Genomic DNA, 25,501 nt, shown 5'->3' with positions numbered 1-25,501 from the left:
GAGGATATATGGCTTATAAAGATTATCTGATAAAAAAGGATGAGGCCGGGGATTTATTTGAAATCCTAAAATCCAAATACACAATTTTTGCCCCAAAAAGAATCACAAGAGGCGGAAGATATTGTGATATGGATACAATTATGTATGAAAATATAAAAAGTTTTGATGAACTTGAATACAAAGAAAAATCCACATATTCAGCCAAGGAAGCTCTACTTCCAATGACAGAAAATTTATTTTATTTTACTGAGGACGATTATACAGAAACCAAAAATCCATACAAAAAAGATGTTTTGGTTTTTGCAAGGGCTTGTGATATAAATGCTTTAAAATATTTAGATGATATGTTTATAAAAAATGGACCTTTTGAAGATATGTTTTATTTAAGAAGAAAAAATAAGGTTCACTATGCTCTTTTGGAATGCCAAGAAGACCTTGATAGAAATTGTTTTTGTGTATCATGTGATGCAAATAAAACAGATAATTTTACATATGCGTTTAGATTTAATGATGACGGATCTATAAAAGTAAAAACAGAAGATGATTTGGATCTATCAAAATTTTCAAACGAAGAATTTGATTTGAAATTCCCACAAGAAAATAAATTAAAGGTAAATTTTCCAGAGATAAAAGACAACGAACAAGCAAATAAAATTGCAAATTCAGATATTTGGAAAGAATACAATTCAAGATGTATAGGATGTGGATCTTGTACAACTTCTTGTTCAACTTGTACTTGCTTTACAACAAAAGATATCACATACACTCTTAACAGACGTGTCGGTGAAAGAAGAAGAACAAACGCGTCTTGTATGACAAAAGATTTTGATTTAGTAGCTGGCGGTGGACATTTTAGAAATCAAATCAAAGAAAGATATAGATATAAAATTATGCACAAAATTTATGCTCACAACAAAAGATTTGAAGACGGTCCAATGTGTGTAGGTTGCGGAAGATGTTCAGCTCATTGTCCACAATTAATTTCTTATCCAGAAACAATAAATAAGGTTAATAAAGAACTTGAGAAAATTAGAAGTGAGGTAAAATAATGGAAAAAAATGAAATAAAAAGATCTAATAATGATTATTTAAATTATGTTTTACCAAAATCTTATGAAATTTTGGATATCAAAAAACACACAAAAACTGAATGGACTTTCAAAGTTGCCTTTGACAAAGAAGTTAAGCCTGGACAATTCTTGCAAGTTTCACTTGCAAAAATAGGAGAAGCTCCAATTTCTGTTTCAGGAATGGGAGAAGGATTTGTTGAAATGACCATAAGAAATGTTGGGGAAGTGACATCAAAACTTTTTGAATCAACTCCTGGAGATAATATTTTTCTAAGAGGACCTTATGGAAATGGATGGCCAATTGAAAAATTAAAAGGAAAAAATGTAGTAGTAGTTGCAGGGGGAACAGGAGTAAGCCCTGTAAAAGGATTGATAGAATACATAAAGGAAAATCCAAGTGAATTTGAAAACCTACATTTGATTTTAGGATTTAAAAATCATGATTCTGTTTTATTTAAAGAAAATTTGGATGATTGGAAAAATCAAGAAAAAATTAGTGCTGTTTATTCATTGGACAATGAAGAAAAAGAAGGATTTAAAAAAGGAATGGTTACAGCCTTTATACCAGATTTACCTATAAAATCTTTTGAAGATAATTATGCGGTTGTAATGGTAGGTCCTCCAATTATGATGAAATTTACATCACTTGCCTTGATAAAAGAAGGCGTTACAGAAGATAAGATTTGGACAAGTTTCGAAAGAAAAATGTCTTGTGCAGTTGGAAAATGTGGGCATTGTAGGATAAATGAAACTTATGTATGTCTTGATGGACCAGTTTTCCCATATACAGTTGCAAAAGACTTACTAGATTAAGGAGATAATATGACATTAGATATAGATGTAGCAAAAGTTAGAAATAATTGTTATCGTCAATCCAAAATCCCTGGAGAATTTTTACTACAATTAAGATCTCCTGGAGCTTTGGTAGATGCAAAATGGTTAGAAATGGTACAAATGATTTGCCAAAAATATGGAGATGGAAACTTCCATTTTGGTACAAGACAAACTTTCAACATAACAGGAATAAAATATGAAGATATACCAAAAGTAAATGAAATTATAAGACCATATATAGAAGAAATTGAAGGTAGTCGTGATGTAGAAATTGTATACAATGATGAAGGATACCCATACATAGGACCAAGAAATATTATGGCGTGCATTGGTGGAAGACATTGTATAAAGGCTGCTCAAAATACTCAAAGACTTGCAGATAAATTAGAAAAGATAATTTATGAATCACCTTATCAGATAAAAGTCGCAGTAACAGGGTGTCCGAATGACTGTGTAAAAGCACATTTTACAGACTTTGGATTTATTGGAGTAACAAAACCAATCTATGATATAGATCGTTGTATAGGATGTGGAGCTTGCGTTGATAGGTGTAAGGCTGTTGCAACAAGAGTTTTATCACTAAACGATCAAGGAAAAGTTGATAAAGATCCATGTTGTTGTGTTGGTTGTGGAGAATGTGTAACAAGATGCCCAAATTCTGCATGGAGAAGACCAGATAGACAAATGTGGAATGTAATAATTGGTGGAAGAACTGGAAAGCAATATCCAAGAATGGGTCAAATGTTCGCAAGATGGATGGATGAAGATACAGTAATCCAAATGATGAAAAATTGGAAAGATTTCTCAGCCTATGTTTTAGATAACAAACCAGTTTACATGCACGGTGGACATTTAATAGACAGAGTAGGTTTTCCAACTTTCAAAAAAATGATGTTAAAAGATGTCGACTTAAATCCAGAATGCCTAATAGCAGACAGAATAAATTGGACAGAAAAAGAATATAGATCTTCAATAAATGTAATGAAAGTAGAAGATCATAAAACTGTAAAATAAGGAGCTTATATGAGATCACAATTTCAACCAAAAGATTTACTAGAAACCCTAGTAAAATTAGAACAAAATGGTCAAAAATTTTATGAAGAAATGGCAAGAAAATTCTCAGATGATAAAAAAAACAAAGAATTTTTTGAATTTTTAGCTGAGCAAGAAACTCACCATGAGGCACTTTACAAAAGTTTGTCTGAAAAAATAGACAAAAACCAAGAAATTGATAAGGAATATGATGATGAGTACAAGGCTTATATTCAATCAATGATAGATCAAATATTTAATTTTGACTCATCAAATGTTGGAGATGATCCAATAGATATCTATAGATTTTCTATAGGAATTGAAAAAGATACAATTCTTTTTATTAAAGAAGTAAGAACAATAGTTCCAGATTTTGAACCAGAATTAATTGATAGAGTAGAGGCAGAAGAAAGAGGCCACATCAAATTAATTCACCAATGGTACAATGATTTTATAAAATAATTATCAAAAGTAAAGTTTTTCTAGATTTTATATTTTAAAAATCTAAAAAAATTAATTTTTTAATAAAGGTAAATGAGTTTTAATAAAAGAGCATTTTGCTCTTTTATTTTTTTATAAAGTATATCTTGACACTTTTCAACTGTTAAGGTACACTATGAACAGTAGGAGGAATAAATGGATATTAAGATCAAATACTCGAGTAAAGATCCCATATATTTACAAATTAAAAATCAAATAAGAGATGCAATTTTAAATGATGAGATAGAAAAAGACAAAGCCCTTCCTTCTATTAGACTTTTGGCAAAAGAGCTAAGAGTTAGTGTAGCTACAACGAAAAGGGCTTATGATGAACTTGAAAAAGATGGACTTATTAATTCTGTTCCTGGAAAAGGAAATTTTGTAAAAGATCAAAATCCAGAATTAATAAGAGAAAAATTTTCTATAAAAATCGAAGATCATCTAAAAGAAATTATCAAATTGTCTAAACTTGCAGGAATTTCAAAAAAAGAAATTATTTCTCTTATGGATATATTGGAGGAAGAAGATGAATGATATATTAGAAATAAAAAACCTCAGCAAGTCTTTGAATGATTTTTATCTTGGACCTTTGGATTTAAATATCAAAAGAGGATCTATTGTTGGATATATTGGAGAAAATGGAGCTGGAAAATCTACTACAATCAAATTGATTTTGGGCGATATGAAAAAAGATTCTGGTGAAATTTATATTTTTGGCAAAAAAATTGAAGATTTGTCAGAAGATGAGAAGAAAAAAATTGCCTTTGTTTTTGAAGATTTTTTCTTTCCCCAAGAGCTTAATATTAAAGAAGTTGAAAAATTTCACTCTATGTATTATGGAAATTTTTGGGAAAAAGAAACTTTTAATAAGCTTTTAAAAAGATTTGAGCTTCCAGAAAAAAAGAAAATTTCTACTTTTTCTAGAGGAATGAAGATGAAATTGTCTTTGATTTTGGCTTTAAGTCACAAGGCAGAGCTTTTGATTTTGGATGAGGCGACAAGCGGACTTGATCCTGTTGCAAGGGATGATATTTTGGATATACTTTTAGAATTTATCCAAGATGAAAACAAAAGCATTATGATTTCATCCCATATTTTGTCAGATTTGGAAAAAATTGCAGATGAAATTGCCTTTTTACATAGGGGAAAGCTAATTTTTGTTGAAAATAAGGATAAATTAAAGGAAGATTATGGTCTAGTTTCTCTTTCAAAAGAAGAATTTGAAAGTCTTGATAAAAATTCCATAATTGCAGTAAGAAATCATAAATTTGGAAAAGAATGTTTGGTCAAAAAAGAACTAATTCCTCAAAATCTTGAAGTGGAAAATGTGAGTATAGAGGAAATTATGGTTTATATGATAAAGGAGAAATACAATGAAAGCCTTGATATATAAAGATTTGATTTCGATAAAAAATGCTTTGCTTTTACAATTTGTAATTATAGTAGGCTTGGGAGTTTATTTTTATAAAGAAAATCAATTGGTTTTGATTCCCTTATTTTTTATCCTAGTTCCAGTAATACTTTTGGGAATGGTCTTTGGAATAGATAATCAATATTCGACAAATAAATATTTGATTTCAAGTGGGATTTCTAGGAAAAAAATAGTTGTTTCAAGATATATGATAATTTTATTTATGTCACTTTTTGCAATAGGTCTATCCTTTGTAGTTGGATTTGATAAAAATCCACTTACAAAAGAAATTCCCATGCTTTTAATATTATCATCTTTGTTTTTTATAACAAGTATAGTTGGGGTAGTTGAACTTCCTTTAATGTATAAATTTGGGGCAGAAAAGGCGAGGCTTATTTTTGTAATTTTATACTTTATAGTATTTGCATTTTTCTCAACTGTTTCGTCAAACAAAGAAAGGCTTTTGGAATATATAAATAAGGGACTAAGTATGGATAAGACTATTCTAACTTTATTAATTTTTGTTACAACAATAATAATTCACTTACTTTCAATTTTTTCTTCAATTAAAATTTTTGAAAATAAAGAACTTTAAGAATTTTATTAAATAAATAAAAAATAAGAATCCTTTAGATTATTTTAAAAATTGTCTGAGGATTCTTATTTTTTTACTTTTAAATTTTATATCAGCTTATCAAAAGATAGAATTAAAAGCATTGAAATTCCGTCAATAATTCATATAGTCATAATGTAGAAGAAATTTCCCTAATTTTAAGGAGAAAAAATGGATTATATTTATAAATTTGACACTGATAAAGGTTTTGAACAAACCGATATTTCTAGTTTTTATGATGTTATAGAAGATGATGATTTTTATTTGATGTATTTGGGCAAGGCGAGTTTTATTGAATTTGCAAAAACATATGATTTAGACGATGCAATAATTGACTTGCTTTTGTCAGAAACTGCAAAAAAATCTTATATGGCGGTTGAAGATAATTATACCTTTGCAATTTTAGAACTTTTAGATATAATGGGAAATCTTGAAACTTCAGATCTTATAGGATTTTATATAGAAAATAATAGGCTTATAATTGTTGATTTGTACGACAGAGACCAATCGACAACTGAAGCTTTTAGGAAGATGCTAACAAAGAAATTTTCAGCAAGATCTCCAGGAAGGCTTTTGAAATATTTCATTACAGCCTTAGTAAATAACCATACAAGGATTTTTGACCAAATTAAAAATTCAACAGCAGCTGTGGAAGATGCGATAATAAAAAATAAAAAAACCAGAGATAGTATAGAAATAATTTCTGACAATAGGCACAAGGCTTTAAATTTATATGCTTCATACGAAAGGCTTCTCGATACCTTGGAAGTTTTAATGGAAAATGAAAATGAAATTTTCGATGATGATGATATAAAACACCTAAAATCAGTTTTGTTTAGAGTTGAAAGATATTCTTCAAATATTTCCTACCTAAGCGGATATATTACAAATGTAAAAGATTCCTATACATCAAAAATGGATCTTTCCATGAATAACACCATGAAAGTTTTGACGGTTGTAACGACAATTTTTACACCAATAACGATAATAACTGGTTGGTATGGGATGAATTTTGAAAATATGCCAGAATTAAAATGGAATTTTGGCTACATGTATGTTATTGGAATTTCTTTGATTAGTGTAATTTTAGTATATATATTATTTAGAAGATTTGACAGGTGAAAAGAAAAGTAAGACCAGTGTATTATTAATATCTAAACTTTAGCAATAAAATTTATCAAATACTCATCCATCTCGAGCGAATGGAATGAGTCTAGAGATCTCAATGTATAGATTAAATTTAGGTATAAAATTAAAAAAGAGATCTCTCGACTGCGCTCGAGATGGGGTTTCCATCTATTTGTCTTGATTTCTAAAGGATAAATTTTTTTATTATTATAATTTTATATTTTTGGAATAGAAAGTTTGTATTTTTTACTTATCGCTTGTAATATCAAAATAAAAAATATAATTTTTCAAACAAAATTACAAAGAAAACATGATTATATATAAAAATAATTTAAACGAAATTATGAACCAAGAATTATTAATGTCTAAACTTTAGCAATAAATAAAATCAAATACTCACCCATCTCGAGCGAATGAAATGAGTCGAGAGATCTCAGAGTAAAATTATATTTAAAGTAAAAGTAAAAAAAAGAAATCTCTCGACTGCGCTCGAGATGGATTTTGTCTTTATTTACTGTGATATCTAAAGAATAAATTTTTTTTATTATTATAAACTTATATTTTTAGAATAGAAAGTTTGTGTTTTTTAGTTATCGCTTGTAATATTAAAATAAAAAATATAATTTTTTAAAAAAAATCACTAAGAAAACACGATTATATAAAAATAATTTAAGCGAAATTATGAACCAAGAATTATTAATATCTAAACTTTAGCAATAAAAGTTATCAAATACTCACCCATCTCGAGCGAGTGGAACGAGTCGAGAGATCTCGGAGTATAATTTTTTTATTCCAGACAAAACAAAAAGACAGGAAAATTCCTGCCTTTTTTTGTATTTTTATCCCTTTAGCCCATCTGCTTGTCTTTGCATATTTTCTACTACTACGTCAAAAATATCTCCGATTGATTGAGCGTATTCTAATATTTCCCATGGTTTATTTGTGTGGAAGTGGATTTTTATTAAATCTTCATCTCCTACTGCAAGTAGGCTATCTCCTTCGAAATTTTCTGTAATATGATCGAAAATTTCGTCTTCGTCTAAATCTTCTCCTGCTATTAAAAGCTGGGTATCAAATTTGAATTCTATTTTTTCTGCCATTTTTTTCTCCTAACTATTTTTCAATAAATTTCTTTTTAATTCTTCTTCAAGACGGCCAAGTTCGTTTTTGGCGTCTTCTCTGTTTTTCTTTCCTTCGATTTGGATTGTCCTTACTTCATCAATCGCCTCGATTAGTCTGTCGTTTGTGTATTTTATTGTATCAAGGTCTATTATACCGCGTTCGGTTGCTCTTGCTGTGTCGATTGTATTTTGTTTTAATTTGTCAGCGTTTGATTTTAATAAATCATTGGTAAGATTTGTTACGGCTTCTTGGGCACGAATTGCTTGTTCTGTGTGGCTCATGCCAAGGGCTAGGACCATTTGATTTTTCCAAAGTGGAATTGTATTTACAATTGTTGTTTGGATTTTTTCTGCCATAATTGAGTTTGATGATTGAACCATCCTAATTTGTGGCGCCATTTGCATTGAAACCATCCTGGTTAAATCTAAATCGTGCAATTTCTTCTCAAATCTGTTGGCTTGGGCTTTCATATCATTTGCTTTTTGGGCATCCATTGGGAGGTTTGAAATTCTTGCTGTATTTTCAAGAGCTGGTATGTCTTCTTCAAAAGTTCTTTTTAGTTTTCTATTTCCAGCTTCTATATACATAGAAAGTTCCTTATAATAATCCTCGTTTAATTCGTACATTTGATCAAGAAGAGATATATCTTTTAATAGGGTTATTTGGTGGTTGTCCAAGGCTTTGGCGATTTCGTCTATATTTTTTTCGGTTGATTGGTATTTTAATTTCATATTTTCAATCTTTGATTTTTGCTTTTTAAAAAATCCAAACATACCACCATCGTCTTGGTCCATTGTTTTTATTTCTGAAACAACCTTATCCAAAAGTCCCCCAACTTCTCCAAGATCTTTGTTTTTTACAGTGTTTAAGGTTTTTTCTGAGAAATTTGAAATCTTTTTTTGAGCTCCGACTCCATATTGGAGAATTATATTTGAATCTTCTAGGTCAATTTTTTGCGAGAAATCGTCTATTTGTTTTTCTTCTTCTGGAGAAAACTTTATTGACTGATCAATTTGAATTTTTTCCTTGTATTGGGCTGGTTTTAATTCTACTTCTTCATTTTCTCCGTCTAATCTTAATTTAATGTCACTCATCTTTGCTCCAATCTTTTTCTAGATAGCCTTCTTGGTTTAAGAGAATTTTCATTGTTTCTATATCAGTTTTTATGTCCATTGTCCTATCTTCCATAAGTTCCAATTGGATTTTTCCAAAGGCCTCGTTGATTGTTTCTATGGAAGATTCAATTTCTAAAAGAGAATTTTTAATTTTTGGGTCATTTGATTCCATAATTTCATATTCTGTGTAGGCGTCTATTAATTTTACAGTTGTTGGCAAATAATAATCCATAAATTTGTCCAAAGCATAGGCTTTTTCTGGATATCTTTTTATGATATTTACAATATTTTCAATTGTTTTTTTAATCTCTATTACTTTTTCAAGAAAAGATCTGTTTTTAATCCTTGAAATATCAAGATTGATAGAATTTATTTCCTTGCTTGAAATCTTTATTATATTTTCTGCCTTTTCAATATTTACATCCTTGTGAGCATCTTTTTCTATTTGTTTTTTCTCTTCATAAGATAAGTTTGCCATTTGATTTTTTTGATTTTTGTATAATTTGAAAGTTGGAATATCAAGTAAAAATAATGAATCATTTTCTACTATTCTTGCTTGTTTGAAATATCCTTTCTTCATCATATACATAAGCTCTTTTATGGTAGATTGTTCAGTTTTTTGTACTGATGATGCCAAATCTCTTATTGGAATTACAGTATTATGACCGAGCTCTCTTAAAAATCTTGTATAATCTTTAGAAATCATATCAATCTCTTTTGCTTTTTTCCAAGAAAAAACTCCCAAAACTCCAAAAACTATTGCTGTAATTAAATTACTAAACATATCTGGTTCCATATCTATAAATGACATTCCAGTTGCAAAAGAGATTATAAAAGAAAAAACTCCACCTGTTTTCAATAAGCCTAACTTAGATTTTTCAGGAAGTTTTTGGGCACAAACCTGAGGGTTTTTGGTTTGAATGGCAGGTTTTCTTACTGGATTTCCATTTATAAAATCCATGGTTTTATCAATAAATACATCAAGGCTTTCTCTAACCTTATTACTTATATCAGAAAAATCCATGTCGGAAATAGCTTTATTAAGACTATTTTCCAAAGATTTTTCATTTTCTTTATCAAAATTTGTCATAATCACTCCTTGGTAAAATTATACCCGAAAGATTTAAATCTTAAATTAAAATTAATCTTTGTTTAATATTTGATTGTTAGATTTAAATATATTAATAAAAATATTCATATATTTAAGAATCAAGGTCTATTATTTTATCAAAATAATTTTCATTTTCTCTTATTTTTTCTCTATTTCCAAAAACTGTAAAATTGTTTTTGTCCAAAATATTTTTATAATCATCTTTCAAATCAATTATATCATCTAAGCTGGCATTTTTTATATCAAGAAGTTTTTCTTCAAGCTCCTTATAAGAAAATCCTTGCAAATATCTTAAAAAATCCAAAGAAGTTTTGGCTTGAAGAGATTGAGGTTTTAAATATGAACCCATCTTTGAAATTTTTTGGTTTTTAAAATCATTTAAATCAAGTTTCAAATTTTCTAAAATCTCAGGGATTTTTTTATAATTTTCTACAGTTTCTTTTATGTGAGGGTCCCTGTAAGAATATGTCCCAATATTTCCATATTTATCAACCATAAGACCTGCCCCATAGGCTCCGCCTTTTGCACGAATTAAATCGTGAAGGTAGGGATTAGAAATAATTGATGAAGAAAGGGCCAAAAGATTTAACTTTTTATCAGAAAATTCTTTTAAATCTCCACCCACAGACACATAATTTACATTTGCATCGGATAAAATTCCTTCTTTATAATAAGACTTATGAAAATCTATTTGGGCTTTTTCTTTTTTGTTTTTTTCAAGATATGAAAATTCTTTCTTTATATAAGCCTTAAGAATTTTATAATCCTCATTTGATCCTGTAATATTTATTAAAAGATTTTTTGAAAAAATTTCTTTATATAATTCTTCTAATTTTTCTTTGAATGTGAAAAAATCATCTTCTACATCTTTGGAAATTTTCTTTATAAATTCATAATATCCAAAGCAATTTAGCTCATCTTTGATGTATGAAAGTTTATCAAAATGTGAAAAAGAACGAGTTAGGGCAAGGCTGTGACCTGAATCATACATGGTCATTTCAAACAAGGCCTTGATTTGTTTTAAAATATCCTTAATTCTTTTTTCATCATCAAAAACAGATTCATTCATAATCTCTTTTACAAGAAGTAAGGATTTTTCGTACCTATCAATAGTAGTTTTAAAGGAAATTTTTAAATAATTATTTATTTCCCCATCCTTATTTTTTATATTTTGAACAGTAAAATTAAGTCCTGCCATATTTATTGGAATTAAATCATCCAATTTTTGGTAGGAATGATCTTTTGTATCAATTGAGCCCAAAAGATCTGAAATTAGACAAAGATATTTGAGATTTTCAAGGTCTAGATGATTTATGTCAAAGAAAAATTCATTGTAAATCATCCCAGCACTATCAAGGTCGTGGTAGATAAATTTGAAATCATCATCCTCGATTTTTCTTGGAACCTTTTCGATATCAAGGTCTACATCGCTAATTTCAAGAGTTGGGATTGTAGCCTTAGCTTCTTTTGAATCTTCTTTTTCTTGGAAGGCTTTTAATTTTTCTTCCTTTTTCTTTAATTCTTCGATTTGATCATTTGACAAAGACTTTTTCAAATTTTCCAAATCTTGGTCGATTTTTTCTTCAATATTTTTAAAATAATTCTTATCTGGTTTTGCCACAAGAACTAATTTAGTCTTGTTATTGATAAAATATTTCCTAACTTGTTTTTCAAAATAATCAGTTTCAATCAAATCTCCCAATTCGTTTATATAGTCAATCAAATTTAGGCTATCAAAAATTTCATTATCCAAATTGTGCATGAGTATATATTCTATTCCTTTTGAGGCTGAATTTATTTGATCTCTTTGGGAAAAATCAAAAAGGGCGTGGGCAGCTCTTAGTGAATCTTTTGGGATGTGGTTAGCATATTTTTCAAGTTCTTCTTCAATTATTTCAATAAATTTATCCAAATTTTCATCTGATGTTCCTTGGGCTGTAATTTGAATTGAAGATATTTCCCCATAGCCCGTTCTTGCATTAAAACTTTCAGGGGAAATTTCCTTATAAATTCTTTGGGAAATTTCAGAAGAATCTGAATTGAAAAGGGCAATTGATAAGATTGCATTTGCAAGTTGGTCTTTTATATTTGCTCTTTCATTGGTTAAAAATGAGTAGGTGAGATAGGATTTGTTTTTATCCTCATTGTTTGATTGAAAAGATGTAAAAATTGGTTTTTGGTAATAATTTTCTAAAACTTTACAATCTGCAATAATTTCTTTTTTCTCGTAGTGGGACAAATATTCCTCATCAAGATTTTCTAAATATTTCTCAATATCCATATCTCCATAATAAAAAATTTCAGAATTTGATGGGTGGTAAAATCTTTTATAAAAATCCAAAAATTCTTCGTAGGTTAATTTTGAAATATCATAAGGATTTCCACCTGAAACATATTGGTAGCAGGAGTCTTTATAAAGATATTTATTTATTTCATTTAAAATAATAGTATCAGGATTTGTAGTGGCCCCTTTCATTTCATTGTAAACGACACCGGATACAGAAAATTTTCCATTCTCATCAATTTTTATGGATTTTCCCTCTTGCAAGAAAATTTCTTCTTTATTTAAAACTTTTGGATTAAAAACTGCATCCAAGTAAACGTCTTGGAGATTAAAAAAGTCTTTTTCATTTTCGCTTGCAACAGGATAAACAGTTTTATCAGGATAGGTCATGGCATTTAAAAAAGTTTGAAGACTTGATCCAATCATATCCATAAAAGGTTCTTTTGTCCTATATTTTTTTGAACCATTTAAAACAGAATGTTCCAAAATATGGGAAATTCCCTTGGAAGATTCTGGGGGAGTTTTAAAAGCAATTGCAAAAGTTTTGTTTTTGTCATCAGTTTTTATATAATTAATTCTTGCTCCAGATTTTTTGTGTTCATACAAAAAAACATCAAGACCAAGCTTTTCATATTTTTTATTTTTTATTAAAATATATTTTTCCATCAATAAATCCTTTCTTTGTAATTATTAATACAACTATACTCTTAAAAAAATTTTATCTCATTAATAGAAAAAATGATTTAAAAAAATATTTAATAAATTTAGAAATATAGTGTAGAATTAGAATAGGTTTATAAAATAAATCAATTTAATTTAAGGAGGGAAGTAAATGATAGGTATTATACTGGCAAGTCACGGCGAATTTGCCCAAGGTATAAGACAATCTGGTGAAATGATTTTTGGAGAACAAGAAAAACTCGAAACAGCTGTTCTCTTACCTTCAATGGGTCCTGATGATTTAAGAAAAGATCTTGAAGAAAAAATCAAAAAACTTGATTGTGAAGAAATTCTTTTCTTGGTAGACCTTTGGGGCGGAACACCTTTTAATCAAGTTTCAGCTCTAATGGATGGAAACGAAGAAAAGTGGGCAGTTCTTACCGGACTAAATTTACCCATGTTAATTGAGGCACTTGGCTCAAGATTAATGGAAGAAAAATCACACGATCTTGCAAAAATATTATTAGAGCCTGCCAAAGAAGGAGTAAAAACTAAACCAGAATCCTTGATGGATGACTACAATAAGTCTAGTGCAAAAGATGAAATAACAGAAAATCTTCCAAAACACACAGGATCAATTCCAGAAGGAACTGTAATTGGGGATGGAAAAATTGATGTTGTTCTTGCAAGGATTGATACAAGATTACTTCATGGACAAGTTGCAACAAGTTGGACAAAAGCAACAAATCCGTCAAGAATTATTGTTGTAAGTGACAATGTAAGTGAGGATGCTTTGCGTAAGTCAATGATAATGGAGGCTGCTCCTCCAGGAGTAAAGGCTCACGTTGTGCCAATATGGAAAATGGCAGAGATTTTCAAAGATCCACGTTTTGGAGATACAAGGGCAATGTTATTATTTGAAACACCACAAGATGCCCTAGAATTAATCGAAAAAGGTGCAGATTTAAAAGAAATAAATCTTGGATCTATGGCTCACTCACAAGGAAAGGCCTATGTAACTTCTACAGTTTCTATGGGCAAGGAAGATGTTGAAACTTTTGAAAAATTACTCGATAAGGGAATTAAAATCGATGTAAGAAAAGTTCCAGCAAATCAGCCTGAAAATTTTACAAATATTATGAAAAAAGCAAAATCAGAACTTGGTTTGGCTTAAGGAGGAATTATGTCAGCAATTAGTATTATTTTAATTGTTATAGTTGCTCTACTTGCAGGTATGGAAGGAATCCTAGACCAATTCCAATTCCACCAACCAATCGTAGCTTGTACTTTGATTGGACTTGTAAGTGGACATTTAAAAGAAGGAATTATGCTTGGTGGTGCTCTTCAAATGATTGCGCTTGGTTGGGCAAATGTAGGAGCAGCGGTAGCACCAGATGCAGCCCTTGCATCAGTAGCAAGTGCAATTATTATGGTTTTAGCTCTTCAAGATGGAACTGGAAATGTAAATAATGCAATCAACACATCAATTGCAGTTGCAATCCCACTTTCAGTAGCAGGTCTATTTTTGACAATGATAGCAAGAACTTTATCAATTCCAATAGTTCACGGAATGGATGCAGCAGCAGAAGAAGGAAATTTCAGAAAAATTGAAGTTCTTCATATGCTTGCAGTTTTAATGCAAGGACTTAGGATAGCAATTCCTGCAGCAGCACTTTGCTTTGTTTCACCAAAAGTTGTAACCAGCGTTTTAAATTCTATGCCTGATTGGTTAACCCACGGTATGGAAGTAGGTGGTGGAATGGTTGCAGCAGTAGGTTATGCCATGGTAATTAATATGATGAGTACAAAAGAAACCTGGCCATTTTTTGCAATAGGTTTTGCAGTTGCAGCAATCCCACAACTAACCCTAATAGGACTTGGTGTTGTTGGATTCGCTCTTGCCCTTATTTATTTGAAACTTAAAGAATCATCTTCATCAAATGGATCCTCAAATACCGGAGACCCACTTGGCGATATTATAAATGATTATTAGGAGGAAATATGACTGAAGTAAATGAAAAAAGAATAGAATTATCAAGATCCGACAGAATAAAAGTATTTAATCGTCATCAACTCCTACAAGGTTCTTGGAATTACGAACGTATGCAAAACGGTGGTTGGTGTTATTCAATAATTCCTGCTATCAAAAAATTATACAAATCTGATGAAGATAGAAAATCTGCTTTAAAAAGACATTTAGAGTTTTATAATACCCACCCATATCTTTCAAGCCCAGTAATGGGAGTTACCCTTGCTATGGAAGAAGAAAGAGCAAATGGTGCTCCAATTGATGATAAAACAATAAACTCAGTGAAAGTAGGAATGATGGGACCTTTGGCAGGTGTTGGAGATCCAGTTTTCTGGTTTACAGCAAGACCAATACTTGGAGCTCTTGGTGCATCAATGGCTTTAACAGGAAATATAATCGGACCAATTTTATTTTTTGTATTTTGGAATATTATAAGAATGTTATTTGAGTGGAAAACTCAAGAGTTTGGTTACAAAGTAGGAAACGAAATAACTAAAGACTTATCTGGTGGACTTTTAGGAAAAGTTACCTTGGTTGCATCAATTGTAGGTATGTTTATAGTTGGAGCTTTGGTACAAAGATGGGTAAATGTAACATTTACAGTAAATGTATCAGAAGTAACCCAACAAGCAGGTTCATTTATTGATTGGAATTCTCTATCAAGCGGAAGCAAGGGACTTCAAGAAGCCTTTAAACTTTACGACCAATTAGGATCTGCAGGACTTGACCAAGTAAAAGTTACAACCTTACAAGATAACTTAAACCAATTAATACCAGGACTTGTTCCAATGTTACTTACACTTGGAATTTGTAAATTACTAAAGAAAAATGTATCACCAATCGCTATAATCGTAGCCCTATTTATAATAGGAATAATTGCATCTGTACTTGGAATTATGTAATGGTTCAAAGCCAAAACAAAAAAGTAGACTTATCCATTAAGGCGAGATGCCTTAATGGATTTACCTCAGATGGAAATATAATGATAGGCGATGAGGCCTTTGAATTTTATAATGAAAAAAATATTGATGACTACGTACAAATTCCCTACAAGGAAATTTCTTTTGTGAGTGCATCGGTTATATTTGGCAAAAAAATATCTAGATTTGCAATTCATACTAAAGAAAACGGAAATTTTATTTTTACGACCAAGGACAATAAAAAAACCTTGAGAGCTTTAAATAATTATATAGATTCAAATAAATTAAGAAGGTCTTTATCATTTTTTGAAGTAATTAAAAGAGGATTTAAAAATTTAATTAAAAAATAGGCTCAGATTTTCTGGGTCTTTTTTGTGTGGAAAATTTTAATTTGCTATGATTTTTAGAATAAATTTTAACAATAAAAACTTTTTCGCCAAAAAAATCTGACTTCTTTATAAAAATATATAAGTTAAATTTAATAAATTGGGTATATAAATATACATAGAATGAAAAAATGTTTTCATCGACAAAACGGAGGTTATTTTATTATGAAAGATTATAAAACAAACAAATTGAGGAACTTAGCTTTAGTAGGGCATTCAGGAGCAGGAAAAACTTCTTTGACTGAATCTTTACTATATTTTACAAAGGCTATTGATAGGGTTGGAAAAGTTTCTGACGGAAATACTGTATCTGACTATGAAAAACAAGAAATCAAAAGAAAAATTTCAATTCAAACTTCAATAGTTCCTGTGGAATATAAAGATTACAAGGTAAACTTTATCGATGCTCCTGGATTTTTTGACTTTGAAGGAGAGGTATTAAATGCCCTTAGAGCAAGCGAGTCAGCTTTGTTTGTAATTGATGGAGAAAATGGAATAGAAGTAGGAACTGAAAAATATTGGAAATATACTGAAAATATTTCTTTGCCAAGAATTATTTTTGTAAATAAGTTAGACAAAGAAAATGCTAAATTCAACCAAGTAGTTAGTGACCTACACATAGATTTCTCCAAAAAAATAATCCCACTAACCTTAACCCTTGGTGAAGGGGAAAACTTTGAAGGTTTGATCGATGTTATAGATAAAAAAGCTTTTAAATATGTTGACGGCAAGGTAGAAGAGGTAGAAATACCTGAAATTAGACTTGAAGAAGTAAATGCGGTTTATGAGGAAATCCAAGAAGTAGTTGCTGAAAGTGATGATGAGCTTATGGATAAATATTTCTCAGGAGAAAGCTTTACTGACGAGGAATTTAAAGAAGGATTTAGAAAGGCCATTATCAATGGTAGTGCTGTTCCTCTTGTTGCAGGTAGTTTGGAGAAAAATATTGGTCTTGATTTATTGATGGATATTATCACAAAATATATGCCATCTCCTGACCACGCTGAAGCTAATATTGGATTTAGGGTTAAAGATGAGTACGAAGCTTTTGAAATAAAAGATGACGCACCTTTTTCTGCTGTTGTTTTTAAAACAATTGCCGATCCATTTTTGGGTAAAATTTCAATATTTAAAGTTTTATCTGGATCTATTAAGAAAGACCAAAATTTCTATGATATAAGTAAGGATAAAGAATTTAAGGCTTCAAATATTTTCTATTTAAGAGGAAAGGAACAATTTAAGACTGACAAGGTTGTGGCTGGAGATATTGGAGCATTTTCTAAACAAGAAAGCCTTCAAACTGGAGATTCTTTATGCACAAAAGATAATCCTATTGAATACAAGAAAATCAAATATCCAAAACCTGTTTTATATTATGCAATTGAAGCTGAAAGTAAAAATGATGAGGATAAAATCTCAGCTGCTTTGAAGAAATTATCTGAAGAAGATCCTACTTTTGAGGATAGAAGAGATGCTGAAACCCACCAAGAAGTATTGGCAGGACTTGGCAATGTTCAACTTGAAGTTTTGATGGATAAATTAAAAGAAAATTATTCTGTTAATACAAAAATTGTTGACTTAAAGATTCCTTATAGGGAAACAATTAAGGGTAAATCTGATGTTCAAGGTAAACACAAAAAACAATCTGGTGGTGCCGGCCAATATGGTGATGTATTTATTAGATTTGAACCTTGTGATGAAGAATTTGTTTTTGATGAAGAAGTATTTGGTGGGGCAGTTCCTAAAAACTACTTCCCAGCTGTAGAAAAAGGTCTAAAAGATTCAATGGACGAAGGTCCTCTTGCAGGATACAAGGTTGTTGGAATAAAGGCTACTTTATATGATGGATCTTACCACCCAGTAGATTCAAACGAACAAGCCTTCAAATCTGCTGCAAGACTTGCTTTCAAAAAAGGAATTGTTGAAGCAAAACCAATCCTTCTTGAACCTATAATGAAACTTGAAATTAGGGTTGATGACAAGTACATGGGCGATGTTATGGGAGATATGAACAAAAGACGTGGAAAAATTTTGGGCATGGAGCCACAAGAAGATGGATCTCAAATTATTTCAGCACTCGCTCCAGAAAGTGAAGTTTTAACATATTCAATAGATTTAAGATCAATGACACAGGCTCGTGGATCTTTCTCAATGGAATTTGAAAAATATGAAGAAGTTCCAAAGGATTTAACTGAAAAAATAATTGAGGCTAATAAAAAAGAATAAAATAAGTAGTAAAAAATATATAGAAAAGGGGCAAATAATGAAAGATTGGAAGATTTTGGAAATTGATCCTTGGATTAAGGATTATAAAAATGATATAAATCTTAGGATGGATGAATATAAAAAACAAAAGGCTAGACTTTTGAAAAAAGGCGAAAAGTTAAAAGATTTTGCCAACGCCCACGAATATTATGGCTTTCACAAGGTGAAAACTGGTTGGATTTATAGGGAATGGGCCCCAAATGCTAAAGGACTTTACCTAATTGGAGATTTTAATGATTGGGATAGACATTCTCATCCTCTTAAAAAAATCAACGATGAAGATTGGGAAATTTTTATAAAGGGTATTAGGACCATTCCCCACAAGTCAAGAATAAAAGTAATGGTTGACTATGGCGATAGTTTCCAAGATAGGATTCCTCTTTTTGCAAGAAGGGTAGAAAGAGATGAAAATCTTGATTTTTCTGCAATTTTAGAAAATCCTAGAAAAAAATTTAAGTGGACTGATGAAAAATTTAAAATTAAAAACCATGATCTTCTAATCTATGAAGCCCATATTGGTATGGCTTGTGAAAAAGAAGAAGTTGGAACTTACAAAGATTTTGAAAAAAACATCCTTCCAAGAATCAAAAAAGAAGGATACAACACAATTCAACTTATGGCCATAGCTGAACATCCATATTATGGATCTTTCGGTTATCAAGTTTCAAATTTCTTCGCTCCATCTTCATGGTATGGAGAAAATGATGACTTAAAATCCTTAATAAATAAGGCTCACGAAATGGGTCTAAATGTAATAATGGATTTGGTTCATTCTCATGCAGTGAAAAATACAATCGAGGGAATAAATCTTTTTGATGGAACAGAATACCAATTTTTCCATGAAGGCGATGAAGGAAATCATCCTGATTGGGATTCAAAATTATTTGATTATAACAAGCCTGGTGTATGCCATTTTCTTCTTTCAAATATAAAATATTGGCTAGAAGAATACCACTTTGATGGTTTTAGATTTGATGGGGTAACTTCAATGATTTACAAAAATCACGGAAGAGGGGAAAGTTTTGACAACTATTCAAAATATTTTTCTATGAATACTGACATCGAAGCTATAAACTATCTTCAACTTGCCAATGAACTTATAAGAGAAGTTAAGAAAAATGCCATAACCATAGCTGAAGATATGTCAGCCATGCCTGGAATGTGCCTTCCAATAAAATATGGCGGAATTGGTTTTGATTATAGACTTTCTATGGGCATGCCAGATTTTTGGGAAAAATCCTTGGAAAAACGTGATGAAGATTGGGATATGGGAAGAATGTGGTATGAACTTTCAACCTACAGACCAGAAGAAAAAAGAATTTCATACGTTGAAAGTCACGACCAAGCCCTTGTTGGATCAAAAACTACAATTTTTAGGCTAGCAGATTCTGCTATGTATTGGGATATGGAAAAGAAAACCCATAATATTGTAATTGATAGGGCCATTGCCCTTCACAAAATGATTAGATGGGTTACAATTTCTATGGGAGCCGAAGGATATTTGAATTTTATGGGCAATGAATTTGGCCATCCTGAATGGATAGATTTTCCTCGTGAAGGAAATAATTATTCCTTCCATTATGCAAGACGCTTGTGGTCTTTGGCAGATAATGACTTATTAAAATATGATTGGCTGTTAAAATGGGATGGAAAAATGCTTGATCAAATCATTAAAAACAAGCAATTAGGAAATGATATTTTTAGGCTCTGGCTTGATAATGACAGAAAAGTTATAGCCTACAGAAACAAGGATATAGTTTATATTTTCAACTTCCACCCACAAAATTCCTACGACTCTTTCCAAGTGCCAATCCATGATAAGGGAAAATTTAAGGTGATTCTTGATACAGATGATGAAGAATTTGGTGGGCTTGGTAGGATTTCAAAAGAATTTATTTACGAATCTAAAAATTTAGAAAATACTGACTACGATGGAATTGAAATTTATATCCCATCAAGAACAGCCCTTGCTTTAAAGAAGGTAGAATAATGAGAATACTTGCTCTTGGAGATTCCTTTACCCAAGGTTATCTTGTAGAATGCAATAACTACACCCGCTTTTTAACTAAGGCGGGTTTTGAAGTTATAAATTTTGGAATAAATGGCTCTACAACAGATGACATGGTTAAAAGGTATGAAAAAAATAAAAATAAATATGAAGATATTGATTATTTAATAATTTTTGGTGGATCAAATGACTTTCTAAATGGAGTAAGTGTGAATCTTGCATATTCCAATGTCAAAAGTATACTAGATTTATCGGCTGCCAGAAAAAATATCATAATTATTCCGCCCCTAATCGAGGAGGAAGAAGCCTATCCTATCTATGGATATGTAAATGAAAAAATAAATGATTTTGCCCAAAAAATTTTAAAACTAGATTATTTGATAGTGGATGCTAGAAAGATAAAACCCTACTATCTTGATGGTCTTCATATGGGTAAAATTTTTCACAAAAAGCTTGCCGATGAAATTATAAAAATTATAAAGGATGATTAGATGAACGAGTTAGAAGATATAGAAAAAATTGATAAAATGGTCGCGAAAAGCTCATTTTTACCTGATTTTATGCGAAATAAACTTACTATAAATATAATTTCTGTTTTTATTGTCTTGGTCATATGTTTTGTTGCCCTTAAATTAGTTCACAAAATAATAAGGAAATTCTTTAACACCAACAAAAACAAATTAAAGAGAAATCCAGCGAAATTAGAAACCCTATCAAGAATTTTTTATTCTGTAATAAGGATAATAATAATCTTTATTGCTATAACTATGATTTTGGATATATTTGGAATAAACACATCAAGCCTAATTGCAACAGCTGGAATAGGTGGTATCGCCATTGCTCTTGGAGCCCAAACCGTGATAGCAGATTTTGTAAAAGGAGTTTTGATAATTTTTGACGATAAACTAAGAGTTGGAGAATGGGTTGCCTGTTCGGGAGTTGAAGGAACTGTAGAAGAAGTAAATCTTAGAATTACAAAAATTAGAGATTACAACGGATCTCTTCACATAATTCCAAACTCAAACATAACAAATGTTCAAAACTATAACAGGGGAGCCCAAAAAAGCGAGGCATATTTTTGCGTATCAAACGATACAAAACTAGAAGATGTAAAAGAAATGATTGAGGCAGTATCCCAAAAAATAAAAAGTATGCCAAAATATAAAAAAGCCTTCATAGAAGACTTAAGTTTTTTTGAAATAACAGAATTCAAAGACTTCTCCTACAAGGTAAGGGTAACATCCTTGGTAAAAATAGGAACTCAGTGGGAGATTTCAAGAAAAGTAAGAGAGCTAATAAAAATTGAAATGGAAAAAAGAAATATAAAAAGCAGTTTATTAGAAGAGGAAATTTATGAAAAAATATAAATTAAACGACATAGTAAGTCTAAAAAAGCCCCATCCATGCGGAGAAAACAAATGGAAGATTGAAAGAATGGGAGCAGATATGAAGCTAAGATGCTTAGGGTGTGACAAATTAGTTTGGTTAAAAAGAACGGACTTTGATAAGAGGGTTAGAAAAATACAAGATAAAAACGGGAAATTTGTATCGATAATAAACTATAACCCAGAAGACTAGAGGAGAAAAAAGGAATTAATGATAAACGACAAAATAAAAAACGATTATGAAAAAATAATAAATGAAAATTACCAAGAATATAGAAAAGATTTTAAAAATTTACTCGAAAAAAGAAAAGAATACGGGGCGACTTACAAAGAAGAAGAACTTCCTACATTATATGATGCATATTTTTATGACAAAAAAGATTTCAAACTCTACGATGAAATGATAAATATCTTTATGTCTATAGTAGAAAAAGTCACAAAAGAATATGTAAAAAACGAAAATTACAGAAAATTATTTGCCCTAGATCCCTTGACAGAAAAATTAATCCTAAAAGATCCAGGCTATGACATTTCAACACCAATAGCAAGATTTGACGTAATGTATGACGGTAAAAAAGACTACAAATTTTGCGAACTAAACACAGACGGATCATCTGCAATGCTAGAAGATAAGTCCTTGGCAGATTTGATGAGAGATTCAAAAGCAATAAAAAAACTAGAAGAAAAATACCAAATAGACCACATTAACTTACTAGAAACATTGGTAGATTCAATAGAAGAATTATATTTTTCAATAAAGGGCAAAAAAGAAAAAATAAACATAGCCATAGTCGACATAATAGAATTTGACAATATAGAATTTCAAACCATAAAAAAACTATTCCAAAAAAGAGGTCACAATTGCAAAATTGCAAACCTAAAAGATTTAGAAAGAAAAAATAATGGCCTATATATAGAAGACATGAAAGTCGACCTTGTATATAGAAGACTAGTTACAAGTGATCTAATAGAAAATAAAGATATAGGCAAAAATCTGATAGATGCCTATCTAAACGATGAAATAATAAGCATAGGCTCATTTAGGTCAACACTTTTTTACACAAAAGACATATTTAGAATCCTAAGACTCGAAGAAAGCCAAAAAATTCTATCAGAAAAAGAAAATGAATTTATAAAAGATCACATACCATACACAGAAAAATTAAATTACCAAAAAGATAAAGAAAAATTAATAGAAAACAAGGACAAATATATCCTAAAACCAATTCAAGGTTATGCTTCACACGGAATATACGTAGGAAAAGAGCATACAAAAGAAGAATTTACAAAAATACTAGAAGAAATAAAAAACAAAGACTATATATATCAAGAATACTACACAGTAAAACCATTAAAATTTATAAAAATGGAAGAAAAAGAAGCGAAATTAGAAAATTTCTCATACGTTACAGGACTATTTGCCTACAATAAAAAATTTATAGCCCCATATATGAGGATAGGAAACAAAGCCCTAATAAGCTCAGCAAGAGAATATTACGTAGTAAGTTCCCTAAAAATAAAAGAAAAATAAAAAATAAAAAAATATTTGACAAAACAAAAAAATAATACTATACTAATATAGCTGTTTGATACAGCTATATTTTTTTTAACTCGTTTAAGTCAAAGTTTAAAGAAGATTGAGAAAAAGATTTAAAAAACTTTCAAAAAAAGCTTGACAATAAAAATAAACGAGATATAATAAAAAAGTCGACACCAGAAAAGCAGTCGAGAAAAGTAAATAAAAAGAAAAATATTTACAAAAAAACTTGACAAGTAATAAAAAAGGTGGTAGACTTAAATAGTCAGTAACAACTGACGATGAACCTTTAAACAAATAAATACTACTACAAAGTTAATTACTTTGAGACCAAACGAAAAATGACAAAAGTCAAGATCAAACTATAATTGAGAGTTTGATCCTGGCTCAGGATAAACGCTGGCGGCGTGCATAACACATGCAAGTCGAACGATGAAGCTTAGTTGATTTCTTCGGAATGATTTTAAGTGAATTAGTGGCGAACGGGTGAGTAACACGTGAGTAACCTGCCTTACACAAGGGGATAGCCTTTGGAAACGAAGAATAATACCCTATAACGTCAAAATATCGCATGATATAGTGACCAAAGATTTATCGGTGTAAGATGGACTTGCGTCTGATTAGCTAGTTGGTGAGATAAAAGCCCACCAAGGCGACGATCAGTAGCCGGCTTGAGAGAGTGTACGGCCACATTGGGACTGAGACACGGCCCAAACTCCTACGGGAGGCAGCAGTGGGGAATTTTGCACAATGGGGGAAACCCTGATGCAGCGACGCCGCGTGATTTAGAAGGCCTTCGGGTTGTAAAAATCTTTTTTATGGGATGAAAATGACAGTACCATAAGAATAAGGTCCGGCTAAATACGTGCCAGCAGCCGCGGTAATACGTATGGACCGAGCGTTGTCCGGAATCATTGGGCGTAAAGGGTACGTAGGCGGCCTAGTAAGTTAGAAGTGAAATAATATAGCTCAACTATATAAAGCTTTTAAAACTGCAAGGCTTGAGAGATGGAAGGGAAAGTGGAATTCCTAGTGTAGCGGTGAAATGCGCAGATATTAGGAAGAATACCGGTGGCGAAGGCGACTTTCTGGTCATCATCTGACGCTGAGGTACGAAAGCGTGGGTAGCAAACAGGATTAGATACCCTGGTAGTCCACGCTGTAAACGATGAGTGTTAGGTTCTTGGAATAATCTGGGAGCCGCAGCTAACGCATTAAACACTCCGCCTGGGGAGTACGCACGCAAGTGTGAAACTCAAAGGAATTGACGGGGACCCGCACAAGCAGCGGAGCATGTGGTTTAATTCGACGCAACGCGAAGAACCTTACCAAGTCTTGACATATTACGGCGAAAATTAGAGATAATTTTCTATGACTTCGGTCAACTGTAATACAGGTGGTGCATGGTTGTCGTCAGCTCGTGTCGTGAGATGTTGGGTTAAGTCCCATAACGAGCGCAACCCCTATCGTTAGTTACCATCATTAAGTTGGGGACTCTAGCGATACTGCCGGTGATAAACCGGAGGAAGGTGGGGACGACGTCAAATCATCATGCCCTTTATGACTTGGGCTACACACGTGCTACAATGGCAGGTACACAGGGCAGCGAAAGAGCGATCTGAAGCGAAACTCACAAAACCTGTCCCAGTTCGGATTGTACTCTGCAACTCGAGTACATGAAGTTGGAGTTGCTAGTAATCGCGAATCAGAATGTCGCGGTGAATGCGTTCCCGGGTCTTGTACACACCGCCCGTCACACCATGGGAGTTGGCAATACCCGAAGCCTGTGAGCGAACCTTTTGGACGCAGCAGTCGAAGGTAGGGTCAGTAACTGGGGTGAAGTCGTAACAAGGTAGCCGTATCGGAAGGTGCGGCTGGATCACCTCCTTTCTAAGAGTAAAAAGTCGGTACGCTGACTTTTACCAAAGAAAATTTAAAAAAAACTTTGTTTGGAACGAAGTAAACTTTGTAGTAAAATTAAAGGTTACATGGGGGTGTAGCTCAGTTGGGAGAGCACCTGCCTTGCACGCAGGGGGTCAAGAGTTCGAATCTCTTCATCTCCACCAAGCCCATAATCGAGGGGTGAAAGATTTCAAAGAAATCTTTCATTAT

22 protein-coding genes, 1 tRNA gene and 1 rRNA gene are annotated in these 25,501 nt (G+C 31.3%); 20 read left to right on the top strand and 4 right to left on the bottom strand.

Going from position 1 to position 25,501, the window contains the following annotated elements; all coding sequences use genetic code 11:
- The first annotated feature begins 8 nt into the window (after positions 1 to 8).
- From asrA to L6653_RS08380, 8 genes are all read left to right on the top strand, one after another.
- Positions 9 to 1,049 carry an anaerobic sulfite reductase subunit AsrA gene (gene asrA, locus L6653_RS08415; RefSeq protein ID WP_236786748.1) on the top strand — a complete coding sequence of 347 codons (1,041 nt, stop codon included), beginning with the start codon at positions 9 to 11 and terminating at the stop codon, positions 1,047 to 1,049.
- Positions 1,049 to 1,882, top strand: a complete 834-nt coding sequence (gene asrB, locus L6653_RS08410) for an anaerobic sulfite reductase subunit AsrB (RefSeq protein ID WP_236786746.1) — start codon at positions 1,049 to 1,051, stop codon at positions 1,880 to 1,882. Before asrA ends, asrB begins: the two co-directional genes overlap by 1 nt.
- A gap of 9 nt (positions 1,883 to 1,891) precedes the next feature.
- On the top strand, positions 1,892 to 2,917 hold the full coding sequence (asrC, locus tag L6653_RS08405; RefSeq protein ID WP_236786743.1) for a sulfite reductase subunit C: 1,026 nt from the start codon (positions 1,892 to 1,894) through the stop codon (positions 2,915 to 2,917).
- Positions 2,918 to 2,926: 9 nt separating this feature from the next.
- The gene (locus L6653_RS08400) at positions 2,927 to 3,397 is read left to right on the top strand and encodes a ferritin-like domain-containing protein (protein WP_236786741.1); all 471 of its coding nucleotides are present in this window, start codon (positions 2,927 to 2,929) and stop codon (positions 3,395 to 3,397) included.
- 174 nt (positions 3,398 to 3,571) lie between these two features.
- Positions 3,572 to 3,949, top strand: coding sequence for a GntR family transcriptional regulator (locus L6653_RS08395; RefSeq protein WP_236786739.1), 378 nt, complete (start codon positions 3,572 to 3,574; stop codon positions 3,947 to 3,949).
- The gene (locus L6653_RS08390; protein WP_236786737.1) at positions 3,942 to 4,808 is read left to right on the top strand and encodes an ABC transporter ATP-binding protein; all 867 of its coding nucleotides are present in this window, start codon (positions 3,942 to 3,944) and stop codon (positions 4,806 to 4,808) included. The genes L6653_RS08395 and L6653_RS08390 overlap by 8 nt, the downstream gene beginning before the upstream one ends.
- Positions 4,789 to 5,421, top strand: a complete 633-nt coding sequence (locus tag L6653_RS08385; RefSeq protein ID WP_236786734.1) for an ABC-2 transporter permease — start codon at positions 4,789 to 4,791, stop codon at positions 5,419 to 5,421. Before L6653_RS08390 ends, L6653_RS08385 begins: the two co-directional genes overlap by 20 nt.
- Before the next feature lie 189 nt (positions 5,422 to 5,610).
- Positions 5,611 to 6,561 carry a magnesium transporter CorA family protein gene (locus L6653_RS08380; RefSeq protein ID WP_236786732.1) on the top strand — a complete coding sequence of 317 codons (951 nt, stop codon included), beginning with the start codon at positions 5,611 to 5,613 and terminating at the stop codon, positions 6,559 to 6,561.
- Positions 6,562 to 7,406: 845 nt separating this feature from the next.
- Here L6653_RS08380 and L6653_RS08375 read toward each other — a convergent pair.
- From L6653_RS08375 to L6653_RS08360, 4 genes are all read right to left on the bottom strand, one after another.
- Positions 7,407 to 7,667, bottom strand: a complete 261-nt coding sequence (locus tag L6653_RS08375) for a fatty acid kinase subunit FakA-related protein (protein WP_004812605.1) — start codon at positions 7,665 to 7,667, stop codon at positions 7,407 to 7,409.
- Between the two features lie 9 nt (positions 7,668 to 7,676).
- The gene (locus tag L6653_RS08370) at positions 7,677 to 8,783 is read right to left on the bottom strand and encodes a toxic anion resistance protein (RefSeq protein WP_236786729.1); all 1,107 of its coding nucleotides are present in this window, start codon (positions 8,781 to 8,783) and stop codon (positions 7,677 to 7,679) included.
- Complete coding sequence (locus tag L6653_RS08365; RefSeq protein ID WP_236786726.1) at positions 8,776 to 9,894, bottom strand: 5-bromo-4-chloroindolyl phosphate hydrolysis family protein; 1,119 nt, start codon at positions 9,892 to 9,894, stop codon at positions 8,776 to 8,778. The genes L6653_RS08370 and L6653_RS08365 overlap by 8 nt, the downstream gene beginning before the upstream one ends.
- Before the next feature lie 112 nt (positions 9,895 to 10,006).
- Positions 10,007 to 12,865, bottom strand: a complete 2,859-nt coding sequence (locus tag L6653_RS08360; protein WP_236786723.1) for an insulinase family protein — start codon at positions 12,863 to 12,865, stop codon at positions 10,007 to 10,009.
- Between the two features lie 166 nt (positions 12,866 to 13,031).
- Here L6653_RS08360 and L6653_RS08355 point away from each other — a divergent pair, with 166 nt between their 5' ends.
- The 12 genes from L6653_RS08355 (at position 13,032) to L6653_RS08300 (ending at position 25,455) form a co-directional block, all read left to right on the top strand.
- Positions 13,032 to 14,033, top strand: a complete 1,002-nt coding sequence (locus L6653_RS08355; RefSeq protein ID WP_236786720.1) for a PTS sugar transporter subunit IIB — start codon at positions 13,032 to 13,034, stop codon at positions 14,031 to 14,033.
- Positions 14,034 to 14,042: 9 nt separating this feature from the next.
- On the top strand, positions 14,043 to 14,852 hold the full coding sequence (locus L6653_RS08350) for a PTS mannose/fructose/sorbose transporter subunit IIC (RefSeq protein ID WP_236786716.1): 810 nt from the start codon (positions 14,043 to 14,045) through the stop codon (positions 14,850 to 14,852).
- Between the two features lie 8 nt (positions 14,853 to 14,860).
- The gene (locus L6653_RS08345) at positions 14,861 to 15,790 is read left to right on the top strand and encodes a PTS system mannose/fructose/sorbose family transporter subunit IID (RefSeq protein ID WP_236786713.1); all 930 of its coding nucleotides are present in this window, start codon (positions 14,861 to 14,863) and stop codon (positions 15,788 to 15,790) included.
- On the top strand, positions 15,790 to 16,158 hold the full coding sequence (locus tag L6653_RS08340; RefSeq protein WP_049689947.1) for a DUF956 family protein: 369 nt from the start codon (positions 15,790 to 15,792) through the stop codon (positions 16,156 to 16,158). The genes L6653_RS08345 and L6653_RS08340 overlap by 1 nt, the downstream gene beginning before the upstream one ends.
- 201 nt (positions 16,159 to 16,359) lie before the next feature.
- Positions 16,360 to 18,420, top strand: coding sequence for an elongation factor G (gene fusA / locus L6653_RS08335; protein WP_236786711.1), 2,061 nt, complete (start codon positions 16,360 to 16,362; stop codon positions 18,418 to 18,420).
- A gap of 37 nt (positions 18,421 to 18,457) precedes the next feature.
- The gene (locus L6653_RS08330; RefSeq protein WP_236786708.1) at positions 18,458 to 20,449 is read left to right on the top strand and encodes an alpha-amylase family glycosyl hydrolase; all 1,992 of its coding nucleotides are present in this window, start codon (positions 18,458 to 18,460) and stop codon (positions 20,447 to 20,449) included.
- Positions 20,449 to 20,958, top strand: a complete 510-nt coding sequence (locus L6653_RS08325) for an SGNH/GDSL hydrolase family protein (RefSeq protein ID WP_236786705.1) — start codon at positions 20,449 to 20,451, stop codon at positions 20,956 to 20,958. The genes L6653_RS08330 and L6653_RS08325 overlap by 1 nt, the downstream gene beginning before the upstream one ends.
- Complete coding sequence (locus L6653_RS08320; RefSeq protein ID WP_236786702.1) at positions 20,959 to 21,834, top strand: mechanosensitive ion channel family protein; 876 nt, start codon at positions 20,959 to 20,961, stop codon at positions 21,832 to 21,834.
- Positions 21,821 to 22,045: a DUF951 domain-containing protein gene (locus tag L6653_RS08315; RefSeq protein ID WP_236786700.1), complete on the top strand. Its 225-nt coding sequence runs from the start codon at positions 21,821 to 21,823 to the stop codon at positions 22,043 to 22,045. The genes L6653_RS08320 and L6653_RS08315 overlap by 14 nt, the downstream gene beginning before the upstream one ends.
- An 18-nt stretch (positions 22,046 to 22,063) precedes the next feature.
- Complete coding sequence (locus tag L6653_RS08310) at positions 22,064 to 23,383, top strand: glutathionylspermidine synthase family protein (protein WP_236786697.1); 1,320 nt, start codon at positions 22,064 to 22,066, stop codon at positions 23,381 to 23,383.
- 370 nt (positions 23,384 to 23,753) lie between these two features.
- A 16S ribosomal RNA gene (locus L6653_RS08305) occupies positions 23,754 to 25,279 on the top strand.
- A 100-nt stretch (positions 25,280 to 25,379) separates the two neighbouring features.
- Positions 25,380 to 25,455 (top strand) — tRNA-Ala (locus tag L6653_RS08300).
- Positions 25,456 to 25,501 lie beyond the last annotated feature (46 nt).

Source organism: Anaerococcus ihuae, assembly GCF_928368155.1.
In the GTDB taxonomy this organism is placed as follows: Bacteria; Bacillota; Clostridia; order Tissierellales; family Peptoniphilaceae; genus Anaerococcus; species Anaerococcus ihuae.
Note: the sequence above shows the minus strand (reverse complement) of the source record. Positions and strands in the feature narration are given on the sequence as shown.

What these genes read in the sequence shown, in the direction of transcription:
- asrA (WP_236786748.1), top strand. Translation starts at nt 9, where the DNA reads ATGGCTTATAAAGATTATCTGATAAAAAAGGATGAGGCCGGGGATTTA.
- asrB (WP_236786746.1), top strand. Translation starts at nt 1,049, where the DNA reads ATGGAAAAAAATGAAATAAAAAGATCTAATAATGATTATTTAAATTAT.
- asrC (WP_236786743.1), top strand. Translation starts at nt 1,892, where the DNA reads ATGACATTAGATATAGATGTAGCAAAAGTTAGAAATAATTGTTATCGT.
- L6653_RS08400 (WP_236786741.1), top strand. Translation starts at nt 2,927, where the DNA reads ATGAGATCACAATTTCAACCAAAAGATTTACTAGAAACCCTAGTAAAA.
- L6653_RS08395 (WP_236786739.1), top strand. Translation starts at nt 3,572, where the DNA reads ATGGATATTAAGATCAAATACTCGAGTAAAGATCCCATATATTTACAA.
- L6653_RS08390 (WP_236786737.1), top strand. Translation starts at nt 3,942, where the DNA reads ATGAATGATATATTAGAAATAAAAAACCTCAGCAAGTCTTTGAATGAT.
- L6653_RS08385 (WP_236786734.1), top strand. Translation starts at nt 4,789, where the DNA reads ATGAAAGCCTTGATATATAAAGATTTGATTTCGATAAAAAATGCTTTG.
- L6653_RS08380 (WP_236786732.1), top strand. Translation starts at nt 5,611, where the DNA reads ATGGATTATATTTATAAATTTGACACTGATAAAGGTTTTGAACAAACC.
- L6653_RS08375 (WP_004812605.1), bottom strand. Translation starts at nt 7,667, where the DNA reads ATGGCAGAAAAAATAGAATTCAAATTTGATACCCAGCTTTTAATAGCA.
- L6653_RS08370 (WP_236786729.1), bottom strand. Translation starts at nt 8,783, where the DNA reads ATGAGTGACATTAAATTAAGATTAGACGGAGAAAATGAAGAAGTAGAA.
- L6653_RS08365 (WP_236786726.1), bottom strand. Translation starts at nt 9,894, where the DNA reads ATGACAAATTTTGATAAAGAAAATGAAAAATCTTTGGAAAATAGTCTT.
- L6653_RS08360 (WP_236786723.1), bottom strand. Translation starts at nt 12,865, where the DNA reads ATGGAAAAATATATTTTAATAAAAAATAAAAAATATGAAAAGCTTGGT.
- L6653_RS08355 (WP_236786720.1), top strand. Translation starts at nt 13,032, where the DNA reads ATGATAGGTATTATACTGGCAAGTCACGGCGAATTTGCCCAAGGTATA.
- L6653_RS08350 (WP_236786716.1), top strand. Translation starts at nt 14,043, where the DNA reads ATGTCAGCAATTAGTATTATTTTAATTGTTATAGTTGCTCTACTTGCA.
- L6653_RS08345 (WP_236786713.1), top strand. Translation starts at nt 14,861, where the DNA reads ATGACTGAAGTAAATGAAAAAAGAATAGAATTATCAAGATCCGACAGA.
- L6653_RS08340 (WP_049689947.1), top strand. Translation starts at nt 15,790, where the DNA reads ATGGTTCAAAGCCAAAACAAAAAAGTAGACTTATCCATTAAGGCGAGA.
- fusA (WP_236786711.1), top strand. Translation starts at nt 16,360, where the DNA reads ATGAAAGATTATAAAACAAACAAATTGAGGAACTTAGCTTTAGTAGGG.
- L6653_RS08330 (WP_236786708.1), top strand. Translation starts at nt 18,458, where the DNA reads ATGAAAGATTGGAAGATTTTGGAAATTGATCCTTGGATTAAGGATTAT.
- L6653_RS08325 (WP_236786705.1), top strand. Translation starts at nt 20,449, where the DNA reads ATGAGAATACTTGCTCTTGGAGATTCCTTTACCCAAGGTTATCTTGTA.
- L6653_RS08320 (WP_236786702.1), top strand. Translation starts at nt 20,959, where the DNA reads ATGAACGAGTTAGAAGATATAGAAAAAATTGATAAAATGGTCGCGAAA.
- L6653_RS08315 (WP_236786700.1), top strand. Translation starts at nt 21,821, where the DNA reads ATGAAAAAATATAAATTAAACGACATAGTAAGTCTAAAAAAGCCCCAT.
- L6653_RS08310 (WP_236786697.1), top strand. Translation starts at nt 22,064, where the DNA reads ATGATAAACGACAAAATAAAAAACGATTATGAAAAAATAATAAATGAA.